Source organism: Brevundimonas diminuta, from assembly GCF_022654015.1.
Classification (GTDB): Bacteria; Pseudomonadota; Alphaproteobacteria; order Caulobacterales; family Caulobacteraceae; genus Brevundimonas; species Brevundimonas diminuta_C.
Window position 1 is genome coordinate 1,795,898 of the sequence record NZ_CP073063.1, and the last position, 15,835, is coordinate 1,811,732.

Annotated in this window: 17 protein-coding genes; 6 read left to right on the forward strand and 11 right to left on the reverse strand. The window is 64.0% G+C overall.

Annotation, left to right across the window (positions count from 1 at the left end; all coding sequences use genetic code 11):
* Positions 1-6: 6 nt before the first annotated feature.
* Positions 7-801, reverse strand: a complete 795-nt coding sequence (locus KAK88_RS08855) for a TlpA disulfide reductase family protein (RefSeq protein ID WP_161638732.1) — start codon at positions 799-801, stop codon at positions 7-9.
* Positions 798-2,690 (reverse strand): protein-disulfide reductase DsbD, encoded by a 1,893-nt coding sequence (gene dsbD, locus KAK88_RS08860; protein ID WP_242076368.1) that lies wholly within the window; start codon positions 2,688-2,690, stop codon positions 798-800. The genes KAK88_RS08855 and dsbD overlap by 4 nt, the downstream gene beginning before the upstream one ends.
* 62 nt (positions 2,691-2,752) lie before the next feature.
* On the opposite strand from dsbD, the gene KAK88_RS08865 reads away from it, so the two are divergent.
* Complete coding sequence (locus tag KAK88_RS08865; RefSeq protein WP_161638734.1) at positions 2,753-3,406, forward strand: response regulator; 654 nt, start codon at positions 2,753-2,755, stop codon at positions 3,404-3,406.
* Positions 3,407-3,444: 38 nt separating this feature from the next.
* Positions 3,445-4,734 carry an ATP-binding protein gene (locus KAK88_RS08870; RefSeq protein ID WP_242076369.1) on the forward strand — a complete coding sequence of 430 codons (1,290 nt, stop codon included), beginning with the start codon at positions 3,445-3,447 and terminating at the stop codon, positions 4,732-4,734.
* 261 nt (positions 4,735-4,995) lie between these two features.
* Here the strand turns inward: KAK88_RS08870 and KAK88_RS08875 are convergent, their stop codons facing one another.
* From KAK88_RS08875 to KAK88_RS08890, 4 genes are read right to left on the reverse strand one after another with little or no spacing between them, the layout of a single operon-like run.
* Positions 4,996-5,742: an SDR family oxidoreductase gene (locus tag KAK88_RS08875; RefSeq protein WP_242076370.1), complete on the reverse strand. Its 747-nt coding sequence runs from the start codon at positions 5,740-5,742 to the stop codon at positions 4,996-4,998.
* Entirely contained in the window at positions 5,739-6,194 is a 456-nt protein-coding gene (locus KAK88_RS08880; protein ID WP_242076371.1) for a (R)-mandelonitrile lyase, read from the reverse strand. The genes KAK88_RS08875 and KAK88_RS08880 overlap by 4 nt, the downstream gene beginning before the upstream one ends.
* 50 nt (positions 6,195-6,244) lie before the next feature.
* The gene (locus KAK88_RS08885) at positions 6,245-7,339 is read right to left on the reverse strand and encodes an alpha/beta hydrolase (RefSeq protein ID WP_242076372.1); all 1,095 of its coding nucleotides are present in this window, start codon (positions 7,337-7,339) and stop codon (positions 6,245-6,247) included.
* A gap of 22 nt (positions 7,340-7,361) precedes the next feature.
* Complete coding sequence (locus tag KAK88_RS08890) at positions 7,362-8,552, reverse strand: MFS transporter (RefSeq protein ID WP_242076373.1); 1,191 nt, start codon at positions 8,550-8,552, stop codon at positions 7,362-7,364.
* 111 nt (positions 8,553-8,663) lie between these two features.
* Between KAK88_RS08890 and KAK88_RS08895 the strand changes: the two genes are divergently transcribed.
* The 4 genes from KAK88_RS08895 (at position 8,664) to KAK88_RS08910 (ending at position 11,899) form a co-directional block, all read left to right on the forward strand.
* Positions 8,664-9,554, forward strand: a complete 891-nt coding sequence (locus KAK88_RS08895; protein WP_242076374.1) for a LysR family transcriptional regulator — start codon at positions 8,664-8,666, stop codon at positions 9,552-9,554.
* 104 nt (positions 9,555-9,658) lie between these two features.
* On the forward strand, positions 9,659-10,285 hold the full coding sequence (locus tag KAK88_RS08900) for a tyrosine-type recombinase/integrase (RefSeq protein WP_242076375.1): 627 nt from the start codon (positions 9,659-9,661) through the stop codon (positions 10,283-10,285).
* 67 nt (positions 10,286-10,352) lie between these two features.
* On the forward strand, positions 10,353-11,045 hold the full coding sequence (locus KAK88_RS08905) for a methyltransferase family protein (RefSeq protein ID WP_242076376.1): 693 nt from the start codon (positions 10,353-10,355) through the stop codon (positions 11,043-11,045).
* A 59-nt stretch (positions 11,046-11,104) separates the two neighbouring features.
* Complete coding sequence (locus KAK88_RS08910) at positions 11,105-11,899, forward strand: COG4705 family protein (protein ID WP_242076377.1); 795 nt, start codon at positions 11,105-11,107, stop codon at positions 11,897-11,899.
* 129 nt (positions 11,900-12,028) lie between these two features.
* Here KAK88_RS08910 and KAK88_RS08915 read toward each other — a convergent pair whose 3' ends face one another.
* The 5 genes from KAK88_RS08915 to KAK88_RS08935 form a co-directional block, all read right to left on the reverse strand.
* Positions 12,029-12,340 (reverse strand): hypothetical protein, encoded by a 312-nt coding sequence (locus KAK88_RS08915; RefSeq protein ID WP_242076378.1) that lies wholly within the window; start codon positions 12,338-12,340, stop codon positions 12,029-12,031.
* A gap of 451 nt (positions 12,341-12,791) precedes the next feature.
* Positions 12,792-13,223 carry a DUF805 domain-containing protein gene (locus KAK88_RS08920; RefSeq protein WP_242076379.1) on the reverse strand — a complete coding sequence of 144 codons (432 nt, stop codon included), beginning with the start codon at positions 13,221-13,223 and terminating at the stop codon, positions 12,792-12,794.
* 181 nt (positions 13,224-13,404) lie between these two features.
* The gene (locus KAK88_RS08925) at positions 13,405-13,602 is read right to left on the reverse strand and encodes a hypothetical protein (RefSeq protein WP_242076380.1); all 198 of its coding nucleotides are present in this window, start codon (positions 13,600-13,602) and stop codon (positions 13,405-13,407) included.
* A gap of 258 nt (positions 13,603-13,860) precedes the next feature.
* Complete coding sequence (locus tag KAK88_RS08930) at positions 13,861-14,910, reverse strand: hypothetical protein (RefSeq protein ID WP_242076381.1); 1,050 nt, start codon at positions 14,908-14,910, stop codon at positions 13,861-13,863.
* Positions 14,907-15,557 carry a hypothetical protein gene (locus KAK88_RS08935; RefSeq protein ID WP_242076382.1) on the reverse strand — a complete coding sequence of 217 codons (651 nt, stop codon included), beginning with the start codon at positions 15,555-15,557 and terminating at the stop codon, positions 14,907-14,909. Before KAK88_RS08935 ends, KAK88_RS08930 begins: the two co-directional genes overlap by 4 nt.
* Positions 15,558-15,835 lie beyond the last annotated feature (278 nt).

Below are 15,835 nucleotides of genomic sequence, written 5' to 3' on the forward strand. Positions count from 1 at the left end.
GAGGGGTCAGTGCAGACGCGCGATTTCCGTCGCGATCTGTTCGGGGGCGATTTCCCCCATGTGGGCCTTGGCTAGACGGCCGTCGGCGTGGAGGAACAGGGTCACCGGAATGCCGGCCGTGCCGTAGTGGCGCGGCACCGCCATGGCCTCGTCGAACAGCACATGGTCGAGGGCCAGCCCCTGGCTCTGAAGAAAGGCCCGAACGCCGGCTTCGCCCTCGCCCTGGTTGACGAAGAGGAAGCGCACATTCGGATGGGCTTTTTCGGCCTGGGCCAAAGCCGGCATCTCGCGCCGGCAGGGCGGGCACCAGGTGGCCCAGAGATTGATCACCGTGGGCCGGTCGCCCGGAGCGGATAGATTGACGGGCGGGGCGTCCATCGCGGCCAGCGTCAGGGCGGGCGGCGCCATGGGCTGCGTCGCCGAGGCCAACTGATGGGCGGTGGTCCAAACCAGGGCGCTGGCCAGCACAGGCGCAATGGCCCAGGCGCGTTCGCGCGTCGTGCGCAACAGCAGGATCGTGGTCAGGATCACGACCGGCGCGACCCAGATCCAGCTGAACCCGCCCTGCCAGATCGCGAGCGCTCGCCACGGGTCGGCCCCCAAATACTCCCAGTGCGTCGCCACGTGACCGAGGCGGGCGGCGGCCAGACCGCCGAAGACCAGAACCGTGCTCCACAGGTTGAAGCGCGGGCTGACCCGGCTGGCGAGCAGTCCGGCGCCGATCATGAAGACGAACACGCCGGCGATTATGGCGAACCGCTCTCCCGACAGGACGAGCGGGCCCAGGGTGATGGCGTTCATGCGGCGGCTCCGGCGCTCTGCAGGGCGGAGGCGACGTCTTGGGCCGACATCTCTCCGATCAGTCGGCTGCCCGGCGCCTCGGTGGCCGAGGGCGACAGGAAGATCATTGTCGGCGGCCCGACCACCCCGTACCGCTCAAGAAGCGCGCGCGCCTCGGGCGTGCTGCGCGTGACGTCGACCTTGATCAGATCGGTGTTCGACAGGCCGGCGATGACGGCGGGGTCCTCGAACGCCGTCCGCTCAATCACCCTGCAGCTGACGCACCAATCAGCGGTGAAATAGACCAGGGCGGGACGTTCGCGCGCGCCGGCATCGGCGACGGCGCGGTCCAGCGCCGTCTGATCCAGCACGACCGCCGCGGTTTCGACCGGCGCGGCGGCTGCGACTCCGGCGGGACGCGCCAGAGGCTCAAGCGGGCGCCACGGGTCGTCCGCCCCGAGACTGAGTCCGACGAGCAGCAACAGGCCCCAGGTCGCGGCCGCCAGGCCGGCGACACGGGCGACGCCGTTTCTCAGGTTCGGGCTCAGCGGCTGGAACAGGCCGAGGGCCGCCGCCAGACCGAGCGCCAGCGCCGCGCCGAGAGCCAGCGTCGCGGTCGGCGGCAGGATGCGGCTGGCCAGCCACCAGGCCATGCCCAGGAAGATGAAGCCGAACAGCATCTTCACCCGGTCCATCCACGGCCCGGCCTTGGGCAGGAAGCGCGCGCCGACCGTGCCGAACACGATCAAGGGCGCCCCCTTGCCCAGGCCCAGGAAGAACAGGGCCGCCGCGCCCAGCCCAACGTCGCCGGTCTGGGCGATATAGAGCAGGGCGCCCGCCAGGGGCGCGGTCACGCAAGGGCCCACGATAAGGGCGGAGACGAAGCCCAGACCTGCGGCTGAGGGCAGGGACCGCCGGCCGTCGCCGCCGTCGCGGGAGAGGCGGCTGGTCCAGGTCGAGGGCAGTTGCAACTCGAAGCCCCCGAACATGGAGGCGGCGAGGATGACGAAGACGACAGCCAGAGCGCCCACGGCCCAAACCGACTGGAGCGCCATCTGCAGGTTCTGTCCGGACCAGGCGGCCGCGACGCCCAGGAGGGCGAAGGCGATGGAAAGGCCCAGCACATAGGCGACCGAGAGCATCAGGCCTCGGCGCGTACCGCGCCCGTCCACCCCGCGTCCGATGACGCCGGCCAGGATCGGATACATGGGAAAGACGCAGGGCGTGAAGGCCAGCAGCACGCCGAAACCGAAGAAGGCGAGCAGGACCCAGGTCGCCCCGCCCTGTAGCGCCAGGCGATCGACGAAGCCCGGGTTGGCGTCCAGAGTGACCGCCGGCGATGACGCGACTGGCGAAGGCGCCGACGCGCCTTCCTCACTCGCGGGCGCGGGTGCAGCGTCCGGCGCGTGGATCGCCAGCATGGCCGCAGCCTGTGCGGTCTGCGCATCGGTCTCCCGCGCGGCCACGTCCGCCTGCGGCCGGGTCGGCACGTCGATGGTGCGCGTCATCGGCGGGTAGCAGATCGAGTCCTCAAGGCAGCCCTGATAGGTGATGTTGACCGACGTCGGCTCGCCCGCCTGCGTCAACGTCCGCGCCGACAGGGTCGCGCGACCCGCGTCATGCCAGACGTCGACGACGCCGAAGCCCGGATCGTCCTTGGTTTCGCCAGCGGCCAGCTCCAGCGGCAGCGACTCCTTCCCGCCCGGCGTGCTGGCGACGGTGTGGTCACGGTAGAGATAATGGCCAGGCGCAATGTCCCAGGCGAAGGCCAGGTCGCCGTCAGCCTCACGCGTCACCGTCAGAGCGAAGGCCTTGTCGGGCGAAAGCGGAGCCTGACCCAGAGCCGAACCCGGCAGGGCGAAGGACAGGATTGCGAGAGCGGCGGGCAGCAGTCGGCGGAAAAACCTCATGGCCATCTCGTCGGCAAGCGAGCTTAAGTCAGGCTTAAGCCGGAGCTTGCACGTCACACCGCATGAGATTGCTCGCCATAGAAGACGATCCCGTCCTCGCCGACGGCCTCCAGGTCGGGCTCAGCGCCTGCGGCTGGACGGTCGAGGTCGTCGGGCGGGTCGAGGACGCCCTCGCGGCGCTGGAAAGCTCGGCGTTCGATGCGGTCGTGCTGGACCTGGGTCTTCCGGACGGCGACGGCCTATCGGTGCTGCGTTTCGTTCGAGAGCGCGACATGGACGTCGGCGTGGTGGTCTTGTCGGCGCGCGACGACAGTCGGGACCGAATCGCGGGTCTGGACGCCGGCGCGGACGATTATGTCGGCAAACCGTTCGATCTCGACGAGCTGGCCGCGCGATTGCGCGCGGTGCGGCGTCGCCTGCTCGGACGTTCGACCCCCGCCTTGCGCCACGGCGGGGTGACCCTCGATCCCAAGTCGCGTCTGGCCTGGCGTGAAGAGGGGGACCTGCCCCTTTCGAGACGTGAGTTCGCCATCCTAGAGGCGCTGATGGAAAGGCCCGCACAGGTCCTCTCGCGCAGCCAGCTGGAAGAACGCCTGTACGGCTGGCAGGAGGAGATCGGCTCCAACGCCGTGGAAGTGCATATCCACTATCTGCGGGCCAAGTTGGGAGCCGGCTTCATCCGCACCGTGCGCGGCGTGGGATACACCCTGCAATGAGCTCCATTCGCCTGCGTCTGTTCGCCACCCTCGCGCTCGTGACCGCCCTGGTCTGGGGCGGCGCGGTCGTCTGGGTCGAAATCCAGACCCGGTCCGAAGTGCAACGGGTGCTGGACCGGCGCCTGATGGAATCGGCCCGCATGGTTTCGTCATTGATGCAGGCCGGCAGCGTGCGCCCGGCGATCCAGGCTCCGGACACCGGGGCCGCCGATGTCTACGACCGTCAGCTCTCCTGCCAGATCTGGTCGCTTGAAGGCGATCTGATCGGTCGGTCGCAAAGCGCGCCTGCCGAGCGGTTGTCGGAAAGGGGCGACGGATTTTCTGAGCGCACGATCCGGGGCGAGCGCTGGCGCGTCTATGCTGTGCATGATCGTGACGCCGGTTTCCGGGTCATGGTCGGGGACAATCTGGCCGTTCGCGAACATCTGGTCGGCAATGTCGTCACCGCCTTGATCGGTCCGGCGGTCCTCGGTCTGCTGGTGCTGGGCGTGCTGATCTGGTGGTCGGTTGGGCGGGGGCTGGCCCCTATTCGACAAATGACACGCAGCCTTGCGGTACGGGATGCGGAAGATCTGACGGCGTTGGACGTCTCCCCGGACGCCCGCGAACTCCGTCCCTTTGCCCTGGCGCTGAACGACCTGATGTCACGCCTTGGTGCGGCGCGGCGTCGCGAGGCCGAGTTCACGGCCGCCGCCGCACACGAGTTGCGTACCCCTCTGGCGGGCCTGCGTGTCCAGGCGCAGATTGCGGCGTCGTCTTCGGAACCTGCCGTTCGAAGCCACGCTCTGGAGCAGATCCAGACTTCCGTCGATCGCACCGCCCGCCTCGTCACGGGGCTTCTCGCCCTAGCGCGAGCGGACGAGATGCCGGTTAGCGATGAAAATCGTCGCTGGGTGACGCTCCGATCACTGTTTGCGGGAGCGGAAGGCGATTCCCGGGTGTCGATCGTCGAAGGTGACGCCCTGCTGAACGTGGATCCGGATCGCTTCGGGGCGGCGGCCGCAAATCTCCTCGCCAACGCACAGGCGCACGCAGAGTCTTCAATCCTAATTAGCTACGACCCGACTTCCGGACGCTTGATCGTCGAGGACGACGGACCGGGGGTGGCCTTCTCGGATCTACATCGGTTGGGTAGGCGCTTCTTCCGCGCGTCGAATGCGCCTTTAGGGGGAAGCGGACTGGGCCTCTCTATCGTCCTCGCCACTGTGAGGGCCCATAGGGGCGAGGTGCAGTTTCTCCGGTCAGCAGATGGGGGGCTTCGTGTTGAGGTGACGATTCCGGAGCAGGCTCCGGGGTTTGTGCGCAGCTCAACCACACCGATCGATTGACGAATATGTCGGCATTCCGGGCCGCAAGCTAAAAGGGCTGCGAAGGATCGGCGGCGGATGTTGAAGCCCGTTTTGTCCGAACGTCCACTTCTGGGCTACAAACCAATGTCCGCTGTTGGCGCTTCTGAGAAATTGAGGTTCGACCGCCCCTCATGGCGCTTCTGAGAAGGTAGGCGCTACCGAACCCATAGGATTTTCCAGCCTCCTTCTGTCCGGAATTGCCGGGCGATCTGGCGATCACCCGGCAAGCGGCTGCTGAACTTAGAGTTCCTGAGCCGTCGGCCGAAACAGGATCTCGTTGATCCCAACGTCCTCGGGTTCGTTGATGGCGAAGGCGACCAGCCGGGCCAGGGTTTCGGCAGGTACGCCGATCTGACCCACATAATCCTGGTTGGCCTTTTGGACGTCCGTCTCGCTGATGTGATCGAGGAGTTCAGTCTTGACCGCGCCAGGGGAGATGGTCGTGGTCCGGATATTATGGGGCGCCATCTCCTGACGCAGGCCTTCCGAAAGGGCGCGCACCGCGAACTTGGTCGCGGAATAGACCGCCGAACCGCCGAACAGCTTGTGGCCCGCGACGGACGAGACGTTGATGATGTGGCCGGACTTCTGGGCGATCATGTGCGGCAGCGCGGCGGCGACGCCGTGGAGGACGCCCTTCAGATTGACGTCGATCATCTGATCCCATTCGTCGACCTTGACCCGCTCTAGCGGCGACAGGGGCATGACGCCGGCGTTGTTGATCAGCACGTCGATGCGGCCATAGGTCTCGACGGCGGCCGCGACCAGTCGTTGGAGGTCGTCCCGCTTCGTTACGTCCGTCGCCACGGCGATGGCCTTGCCCCCTGCTTCGGTGATCTCAGCCACGAGGGCGTCGATGCGGTCGGTGCGGCGCGCGCCGAGGACGACGGCCGCGCCCTTTGCGGCCAGGTGACGGGCTGCCGCCGCGCCCATGCCGCTCGATGCGCCTGTGATGACGACGGTCTTGCCTGTGATGTTGTCGGTCATTGATCGGCCTTTGCTTCTGTGGCCGACGTGTCGGCGAGATACTGTTCGTCGGTCACATGCTCCATCCAGGTGACGGGAGAGCCGTTCTGGCTTTCCTGGATGGCGATGTGGGTCATGGCCTCGTGCGGCGTCGCGCCGTGCCAGTGTTTGTGCTCGGGCGGGCACCACAGGATGTCGCCGGCGTGGAATTCCAGCTTCGGTCCGCCCTCGATCTGGGTCCAGCCGACGCCTTCGGTGACGATCAGGGTCTGGCCCAGCGGGTGGACGTGCCAGGCGGTGCGGGCGCCGGGCTCGAAGTGGACGATGGCGCCGCCGACGCGGGAGGGCGCCTCGCGCTGGAACTGGCCGCTAATGGTCACGCGGCCGGTGAAGAAGTCAGGCGAACCTACGCTTGTGGTCTGGTCGGCCTTGCGTGTGATGTCCATGACGGGTGCGTCTCCTTGCGTCTGCATGGGGAGCTCTCCGCCCAACAAGGCGGCTGTGGCTGAAACAATCGAGCCGATCACGACAGATGCTCTTCGAAGAACTGGGTCAGGCGATCGAAGGGGATCAGATCGACGCGGTCGTAGAGATCGACGTGGCTGGCGCCCGGGACGATCACCAGTTCCTTGGGCTCGGTCGCCGCCGCGAAGGCGGCCTCGCTAAAGTAGCGCGAGTGGGCGTTCTCGCCGTGGATCAGCAAGATCGGCCGGGGCGAAATCTCGGCGATATAGGTCATCAGCGGGAAGGTCATGAACGACAGCGGCGTCGTGACCGACCAGGCGTTGCCGGAGTTCACCGCCCGCGCGTGATAGCCGCGCGGCGTCATATAGTAGGCGTGGTAGTCGACCAGAAACTGAGGTTCGCCGCCCTTCAGCTCGTTGGCGGCAGGACCGTAGGCAGGGCCGCCGTTGCGGGCATCGACCCAGCGCTGGCGGCTCATCTGCTCCAGTGATTGGGCCCGCTGCTCAGGCGTGACGCTGTCGTTGTAGCCGCGCGACATGACGCGGGACATGTCATACATTGTGCTGGTCGCGACCGCCTTGACCCGCTTGTCCGTGGCGACGGCGTTCAGCGCCATGCCGCCCCAGCCGCAGATGCCGATGACGCCGATCCGCTCTTGGTCGACCGATGGGTGCAGGCCGAGGAAGTCGACCGCCGCCATGAAGTCTTCGGTGTTGATGTCGGGCGAGGCGACGTTGCGCGGCTCTCCGCCGCTCTCACCTGTGAAGGAGGGATCGAACGCCAGGGCCACGAATCCCCGCGCCGCCATGGTCTGGGCGTACAGGCCCGACGACTGCTCCTTGACTGCACCGAACGGACCGCCGACCGCGAGAGCCGCCAGGCGCTGGCCGTCGCGGCCCTTGGGTCGATAGAGGTCGCCCGTCAGCGTAATGCCGTATCGGTTGGTGAAGGTGACCTTCTGGTGGTCGACCGTGTCGTTGCGGGGGAACACCTTGTCCCAGTCGCTGATCATGGTCTGCGCCTTTGCATTGGAGGTGGGGAGGAGCGACGCGGCGGCCAGGGCGGTCACGCCGGCGCCGGTCAGTTTCATCAGGCCGCGACGGTCCATCGCGGAGGCTGGCCAGGTCTGAAGGTCGGGGGAAGTCTGCGTCATGTCGGGCTCCCTGGGTTTGGGTTCAGCGGGGTTTCAGCAGGGTGCGTCCATCGCGGACGATCAGCACCGCCACGGCGGCGAGGGCGATGCTGGCGATCAGGACGGCGTGGATCGAGAGGTGGTCGAGGAGCAGGCCACCGACGACGGCGCCCAGAAGGATCGAGGCCTGGACGGCGGCGACCATCAGACCGCCTGCGGCTTCAGGCGCGTCTTCGGCGTTCTGCGACATCCAGGTCATCCAGATCACCGACATGGCGGTGTTCATGGCGCCCCAGACGACTAGAAGAACCCCTGCTGCGATCGGCCAGCCGCCGACGACCAGCAGGCCGGCGGTGACCGCGCCCATGGTCAGGGCCGGCAGACGCAGTAGCCTGGAGACGTCACCTGTGATGAAGCGGCCCGAGGCCCAGGTGCCCACGAAGCCGGCGCAACCGAGCGTGAGCAGCAGGATCGACAGGCCGGTGACGCCCACGCCGGTTACCTGTTCGAGGAAGGGCCGCAGGTATGTGAAAAGGGTGAAGGCCGAGCCCCACGACAGCATCGAGGAGATAAGGCCGATCAGGAAATACCGCCGACGCAGCAGGTCCAGCGTATCGCCGATCCCCCGCTGTCCACGGGCCGGCAGCGACGGTAGGGCGACGAGGTGCCAGACCAGATTGGCGGCCACGAGCGGCGTCAGCGCCCAGAAGACCTCGCGCCAGCCGAACAGGCCGCCGAAATAGCTGCCGATCGGCGCGGCGAAGGCGGCGGCGATCGCTTGCCCGCCATACATCAGGGCAAGGGCGCGCGGCACATCCGACGCCGGGACCAGTCGCATGATGACGGAGGTCGCCAGCGCCCAGAAGCCGCCGATGCACAGGCCGAGCACGGCACGGCCGCCCATCAGGACCTCGAAGTTCGGGGCGGCTGCGACCAGGACCAGTGACACACCCATCAGGCCGGTCAGACCGATGAGAACCCACTTGCGATTCAGCCGCCCTGCGACCGTGCTCACGGCTAGGCTGGCGATGACAGCGAACAGGCCGCTGATCGACACGGCTTGGCCGGTCTGCCCGACGGAGGCGTCGAGGCCCTCGGCCATAGGCGTCAGCAGGCTGACCGGCATGAACTCCGACGCGATCAGCAGCGCCACGCACAGCGCCATCGATAGCACTGCGCCCCAGGCGGCGGTCGGCGTCGTGGCTTCGGATGTGGGTGCCGCGGCGGCGAGCATGGTGGTCTCCCTCTTTCGTCGAGGGACAAACTAGGCGCTGGCCTTCAAAGCGATTAGCCATGGAGATCGGCATGAACTAATCGATGTAGACGATTAATCGAGAGGCCAACCATGGGCGGACCGGACCTGAACCAGTTGACCTGGTTCCAGATCGTCGCGGAGGAGCGCAGCTTCACCAAGGCCGCCGCCCGGATCGGCGTAGCGCAATCCACGCTCAGCCATGCCATCCGTCAGCTTGAGGCGCGTCTGGGCATCCGGTTGCTGACCCGCACGACGCGCAGCGTGGCGCCCACGGCAGCCGGCGAGCGTCTGCTTCAGACGATCACCCCGCGCCTGGCCGAGATCGAACAGGAGATCGAAAGTCTGACCAGCGTGCGGGACAGGCCGGCAGGCTCCATCCGACTGACCCTGTCCGACCACGCTTTGGACAGCGTGGTCTGGCCCAAACTCAAGCCGGTCCTCGCCGCCTATCCCGACATCAAGGTCGAACTGATCCTCGACAGCACCTTCCGCAACATCGTCGAAGAGCGGTTCGACGCCGGCGTTCGACTCGGCGAAAGCGTCGAGAAGGACATGATCGCCGTGCGCATCGGTCCCGACTGGCGTCTCGTCGCCGTCGCGTCACCCGCCTATCTGGCCGAACGCGGGAGGCCGCAGCACCCCAAGGACCTAGTGGCCCACGCGTGCATCAACATGCGCCACGAGTCGGCGGGCAGCCTCTATGCCTGGGAGTTCGAGAAGGACGGTCAGGCCCTGCGCGTCCGGGTCGACGGCCAAGTCACCTTCAACAACTCCTACGCCATGATCGACGCGGCCGTCAGCGGGCTGGGAATCGCCTATGTGCCGGAGGACATCGTCGCGGCGAATCTGGCGTCAGGCGCGTTGGAACTGGTTTTGGACGACTGGTCCCCAAGGTTCGACGGCTATTTCCTCTACTATCCCAGCCGCCGACAGAACCTCGCCGCCTTTCAGATCGTGATGGATGCGCTCCGCCATCGATGAAGCTGAAGGTCTGCTATCCAGCCAGACGTCAATGTCCGCTACTGGCGCATCAGCGCTGTCTGAAGCGTATGGTGAGGAGGGGGCGTTGATCGTGGGAGGTGGCCATGAGCCAGCCCGATCTTTTTTGTCTACCTCGTAAGCCCTGGAATGCTGGTCGGATGACTGGAGCCAAGGTCCCACTCAAGCCTAAGCACATCTGGGCAATCCGACAGCATCTTAAATCGGTTGGATCGGTCCGGGATCTGGCGATGTTCAACATCGCGCTGGACGCGAAGCTCCGAGGCTGTGATCTGGTGAAGCTTCGGCTAGCGGATATCGCTCAAGGCGGAGCCATTCGCCAGCGCTCGACCATCATTCAGCAAAAGACAGGTCGCCCGGTCCCGTTCGAGATAACTGAGGCCGCGAGGGAGGCGCTAGCGCATTGGCTGGAGCGCCGGGGGCGCCGACGCGACGACTGGCTGTTTCCCAGCCGTAGCAAAGAGGGCGCGCACATAGGCACGCGCCAGTATGCTCGGCTGGTCGATACTTGGGTAAGAATGATCGACCTAAACCCAAGTGCGTATGGGACCCACAGCCTGCGACGGACAAAGGTAGCGTTGATTTACAAAAAGACCGGAAATCTGCGCGCGTGTCAGCTTCTGCTCGGTCACGGAAAGCTGGAAAGCACCGTTAGATACCTCGGCATCGAAGTCGATGACGCTTTGGAGATATCGGAACAGATCGACCTTTAAGCCGGCTTTCGGGCAGTTCTTTGGAGAGCGGACTGCCCAAAAGTCTGCTTAGGGTGGTTAGCGGACGTTGCGCCACGCGGCCTCTAGACCCCAGCTTGAAGCCCGCGTAACGCGGATCATCAGCCTTGAGGGTATCAATATGGCCGCCGATCCAGATCATCTCCGACGTGTCCAGTTGATACGCAAGGCTGTGCTTACAGCCTGCATAATCGGTGTCTGCGCTTTCGCTGCGATCACACATACGGCAAGCGACGCCGAGGGCTTTCATGAAGGGTTCGAAGCCTTCGGTCTGGCTCTCATCCTCATCTGTATCGTCGGACGGTCCTGGTGCTCGCTTTATATCGGTGGGCGAAAGAAGGCGGAGATCGTGGACCGAGGACCTTATTCGATCAGTCGGAATCCGCTCTACGTCTTCAGCTTCATCGGCGCCTTCGGCATGGGGGCGCAGACCGGTTCCGTCCTGATGGCGTGCTTGTTCGTGATCATCGCGTTCGTCGTCTTTTATGCGACGGTGAGACGTGAGGAGGATTGGTTGAGGGCCACCTTCGGAAACGAATACGAAGCCTATATGGTGAGGACGCCTCGCTTCTTGCCAAACTTCAGCAGGTGGCGCGACCAGGACACCCTGGAAATCCGACCGACCCTCTTCCTGACAACCCTTAGGGACGGCTTGGCCTTCCTTCTCGTGATACCTTTGTTCGAAGCCCTCGAGCATGCGCAGGACGTCGGCTGGGTCCATGCGATGTTCACGCTTCCCTAGGTGCGACGTAATGTCGCCGACATCTGGGTAAATCGTCCGCTGATCGATGGAGCGTAACGATGACTGATGCCGGCAAGCTCACCACGCCCAGCGACGCCCTTTCGAAGGTGCCCGCCGTCACCCTGGGCTTTTGGGTCATCAAAATCCTTGCGACCACCCTCGGTGAAACCGGCGGCGACACCGTCAGTATGACGATGAAGCTGGGATATTTGACGGGCACCGCAATCTTCGCAGCGGTCCTGATCGCGCTCGTCATTCTTCAGGTGCGCGCAAAGCGGTTTCATCCTTTCCTCTACTGGGCGACGATAATCGCTTCGACGACGGCGGGAACCACCCTGGCGGATTACGCCACTCGCTCGTTGGGGATCGGCTACACTGGCGGCTCAGCGTTGCTGCTGTCGGCGGTTCTGGCTTCGCTGTTGGCTTGGAAGCTGACGTTGGGATCCGTGTCCTCCGATCATGTCTCGGAGCCAAAGGTCGAGCTCTTCTATTGGCTGACCATCACGCTGTCGCAGACTCTCGGCACCGCGCTTGGCGACTGGACAGCAGACACCGGCGGGTTCGGATATCTCGGCGCCGCCGTTCTTTTCGGCAGTCTCTTGGCCATTGTGGCTGCCCTGGCAGTTTGGACGCGCATCAACCGGGTTCTGTTGTTCTGGGCTGCCTTCATCCTGACGCGACCGCTCGGGGCCGTGGTGGGCGACTTCCTGGACAAACCTCTGGACCACGGGGGTCTGGCGTTCAGTCGCCCGCTCGCGTCCGGGCTTCTTGCCGTGGTCATCCTGGCCTTGATCCTGCTGCTTCCCCAAAAACCCGGCGATCGTCCCTCCTCAGGCCATCCGGCAAACCCGTGACTTAGGGGTGGGGTCCGCAATGGGTCGATTTCAGCCCTGAGCTTTTGGTGCCGAAGACAGTCTTCTGCGGTTGGGTCGGAAAGCGGTCGTCTCCGCCGTTCGCTAGTGGTGGTTGGGGGCTACTCGAGGTCAGGCGGCGCGATCTTCACGCCAGATCACCTGATTGCCCCAATACCGGATGAGAGGTGGCGTCCCGCTGAACCGGAGTTCGAACCAGAACTGGTCGCCCCATAACACTTCACTCCCGTTCGTCATGCCGCCGAGCACAATCGCGCCGCCATCTTCCCGGTCGGCATCCACCACGTGCCAGCGCATCGCCACGCTGCTGATGGATACGTGGATCACGCCGTCCTGCTCGCCAGTCGGCTCAAACTGGATTTCGTACCTGCCTTCCAGCCCTGTGAAGGCAAGGCTGAATGCGCCTGGAACCATCGTCCTCATTCGCCCAGCTTGAAGCAGCCCTCGAACGTCCGCAACGGGTCGATTTCAGTCCTGTCTTCGAGGCCGAAAGCGGACGTTGGCCCCCAGGCCGGAAAGCGCTCGCGGTCGATGTCAGCTAGGGGTGGTGAGCGGTCATTAGCCGCCCGTTCAGACATGCGCCGCAAAATGCTGCGATGATCACAAGAGACCGCGTTATCGTAGTAGCAGCCGCGCTTCCATCTGTTGTAGCGTTCGGGTTAGCAATCGCCATCACCCACGACCTGATTATCTCTGGCATCATTGGCGGCTCGGCCTGTGTTGTGTCGGCTGCGGTTTCTCTGTCGCCGCCAGTTCAACGAGCGCGACTCAGGTTGCTGCGCCGGAAATATCCGGCTGCTGAATAGGTCCACGCCCGGTCGATTAGAGTCCTAGCTTCCAGGGTTAGTTTCGCCCAATCCGGCTGATACTGAACTTAAGGTGCCGGCAACGGCCTAGCCGATTGTGTAGGCTGACCCTCGAGATCTGATGGGACGAAGCTGAGGAAGATCATCACCGGGATCATCACGCCGGAAACGATCAGCAGCGCAGCCCACGCTGGTGATTGGCCAATGTCCCGCAAGCGACGAACGTTGATCACCAAGACCGCCCACATCGCACTAGCTGCAATTGCTAGAGAAACGAGTGTATCAGGCACTGAAGAACCCGGACCACCAACTTGAATCCATTTGTCTAGCGCGCGACCCATAATCGTCCAAGGCTCGTTGATGAGACGTGCTGAGGTCTCGCCAGCATCAATGCTGGCTAACCCATAGACTGCCGCTATCAGGGCCAAAGTGAAGAGCCCATAAGCCCGTCGGCCCATCCGTCCGTTCAATCCCAAGCCGTTCATGAAAATCACATCCATTGCCCCCCTCGCACAACCTAGGCGACAGCCAGCTCGGCGGCAATGCGATTGGTCATTCGGATGGCAGCTAAGGGTCGATTTCAGTCCTGGGCTTCACCGCCGAAAACGGGCGTTGGCCTCCGGGCCGGAAAACGGACGCGCCGAACCGCGGCTAGGGGTGGGAAGGAGACCTCACCCTTGCTTAGGGGAGGATACGGTTGATCGTTAAAGCGGCAAGACTGATGCCGGTCACCCATCCCAGTAGCCCTGACGACGGATCCGAAAGGCTGACGCCTAGAACAAGGACCAGTGGCCCAACCATCAGGTGATAGCGCTCTTTAAAAAAAAGGCGCTTCTGGCTCGTCGTCATAGATGGGCTGAACGGCGAAATCTTCTTCATGCTTGAATGATGGCATAGGTTTCTTGCAGCGCGCAATGACACGGGAATTGCCAAATGTCGCCTCTGGGTCGGGAACCGTCATGGGCTGTCAGCTGGAATTACGACTTTCGATCACACTGAATGTCGTGTTTGCGGCAGCCGGCGAATGACCGCTTCTGGCGCAAAGCCGTCGCTCAGTGTGGATTGCGAAAAGTGCACTAAGCGACTTTCGAAGCGGGATCGGCCTGCATCCTTTCCCTCCGTACCAAACTGCGTAGACTAAGCTACAGCCGGCATGAAAAGGATCGGGGAAGCGCTTTCGGCGCGCGCTTCCTCGAGCCATTTGCGGGGCTGGATGTTACGGCTTTCGAGAGCGGTCAGAGGGGCGGCTCGCGTGACTGCAGCCGCCTCGCGTTGCCTGATCTTCAGAGCGATCGGACGCATTGACTGAGTAGCGGCGGCTTGAGCGAGGGCCCAGTCTAACGTGCCCGCCTGGGCGGTGGTCTTGAGCTGCACGGTTTGAGAGAGGTCGGCAAGGCCGAGGCCGCCAGTAAGTCGCTCTATGGTTCGTGCGCCATCAGAAGCGGCTTCTCGAGCGGCTACGGACTCGTCGCATGCCGCTAGCGCGGCGACGCGCAGCGCGCTTGCCAAACTGATCGCGTCGATAAAGGGATCGGCGGAAAGATAGTTCTGGGGGTTCCCACTGAGTACCCGATCCGCGCGCAGCTCAAACCGCGACTGTTGACTTAGAGCGGCGCGAGCGACGTCGTGCCAACGACGCACCGCCGCCTCGTTGCCGAGCTGCCATGCCTCGTCGAAGCTTTTCGACAGCGACTTCAACTCAGCGAAATCAACGTCAATAGCGTCCTGCTGCAGGGCGTCGATCTTGGCGCTGACCGTCTCAATCTGATCAGCAAGTCCGTGCACAGCGCGCTTCACGCCGTCGATCTTGGCCGACATCACCGCAAAGCCCGCAACTGAAACCCCGATCCCGGTCGCCCCAAGCGCCAGGTTTGCAATTCCGAGACCCTGCAAAACGCTGACCGCCTGTTCGATACGCGCGACACCGGCCCTGATGGCTTCGTTCTGTGCGACCTGAACAACCCCGAGCGCCACTTCAGCCACCATGCCAACCGGCCCTAGGGATGACGTTCCATTGAGCGCCATCGAAGCCAGCGGGGCTGCCTCTTGAAGGAAGCCGACGCCTTTGCCGGTGGCGACGTCCCTGATCACTGATCCAAAGATCCTATACGCGCCGCTGTCGACCCCTTGGATGAGATGTTCAGGAATGCTGCGTAGGAAGATCTGACCCGTCGCTGCAACGATCATGACAGAGTCATTCGTGCGGCATACGTTGTCTCGTCGATTAGCGAGACAAGCTGGGCCAAGGGTGATTTAGGCTCTCCTGCACCGCCCATCCAACTGTCCGCGACACGTTGCGCTGCTGCAGCTCGAAGCCGGTTTTTGAGGCCCAGCTTTTCCTGCAGCAACTCGTCCGCAGCTGAGCCGGCGCCGTCCGCCAGGGATGAGGCACGTTTAGCAAGCATCGCGGGAACGCTGAGAAGACGGCGCTTGCCTTTCTGCGTCTGGTCGATGTCGTCAGGGACATCTGTAGGCTGCTCAGCCGCAGCGAGATGAGGGGGCAGGGACGTCGTTTGCGGCAATACAAGCGTGTCGGGTCGGCGTAGCGCGTCAGCGACCTCGCTGAGGCGCTGATCGACGGATGTCAGTTCATCGGCTGCCAAATCTAGAAAATCCGGCAAGCTCTCGCCCAGCAAGGTGCTCAACAGCGCGTCCATACGCGCATTAGCGATCGCCGCAGGGTTGAAGATTGTTTCGGCCGCCGTCGCGGTCTCGATCTCCCGATCAAAGGCGGCGTGGGCGTCCATGGCCTTTTGATTAATTAGTGCGGCAGCAAAAAGAATCTGACGGTCGCGCCATTCGGCGACTGCCTGTCTCGAAATCGCTAATTCCAAAAGCACGCTCCCCGACTTCAACGATTCGTACGCGATTCAGCGGTCGCGATCCATGCCATCATTGGTAGCGTGGCTATAGACGGCTTGCCCGGATGTTGCACTCGCCGCTTCAAAATGGGGAGGTCGGAGCATTGGCAGGTGCGTCAGTGCAGATGAAGACAAGCGCACTTATCTACGCGCCGAACCGTTCAACGGCGCAGGCAGCCTTCAGCGATTCCGCATCCTGATGACGCCTCGCCGGCTGCTGTGCAAAATCTCCCTGTGGAAGCGGTCCAACG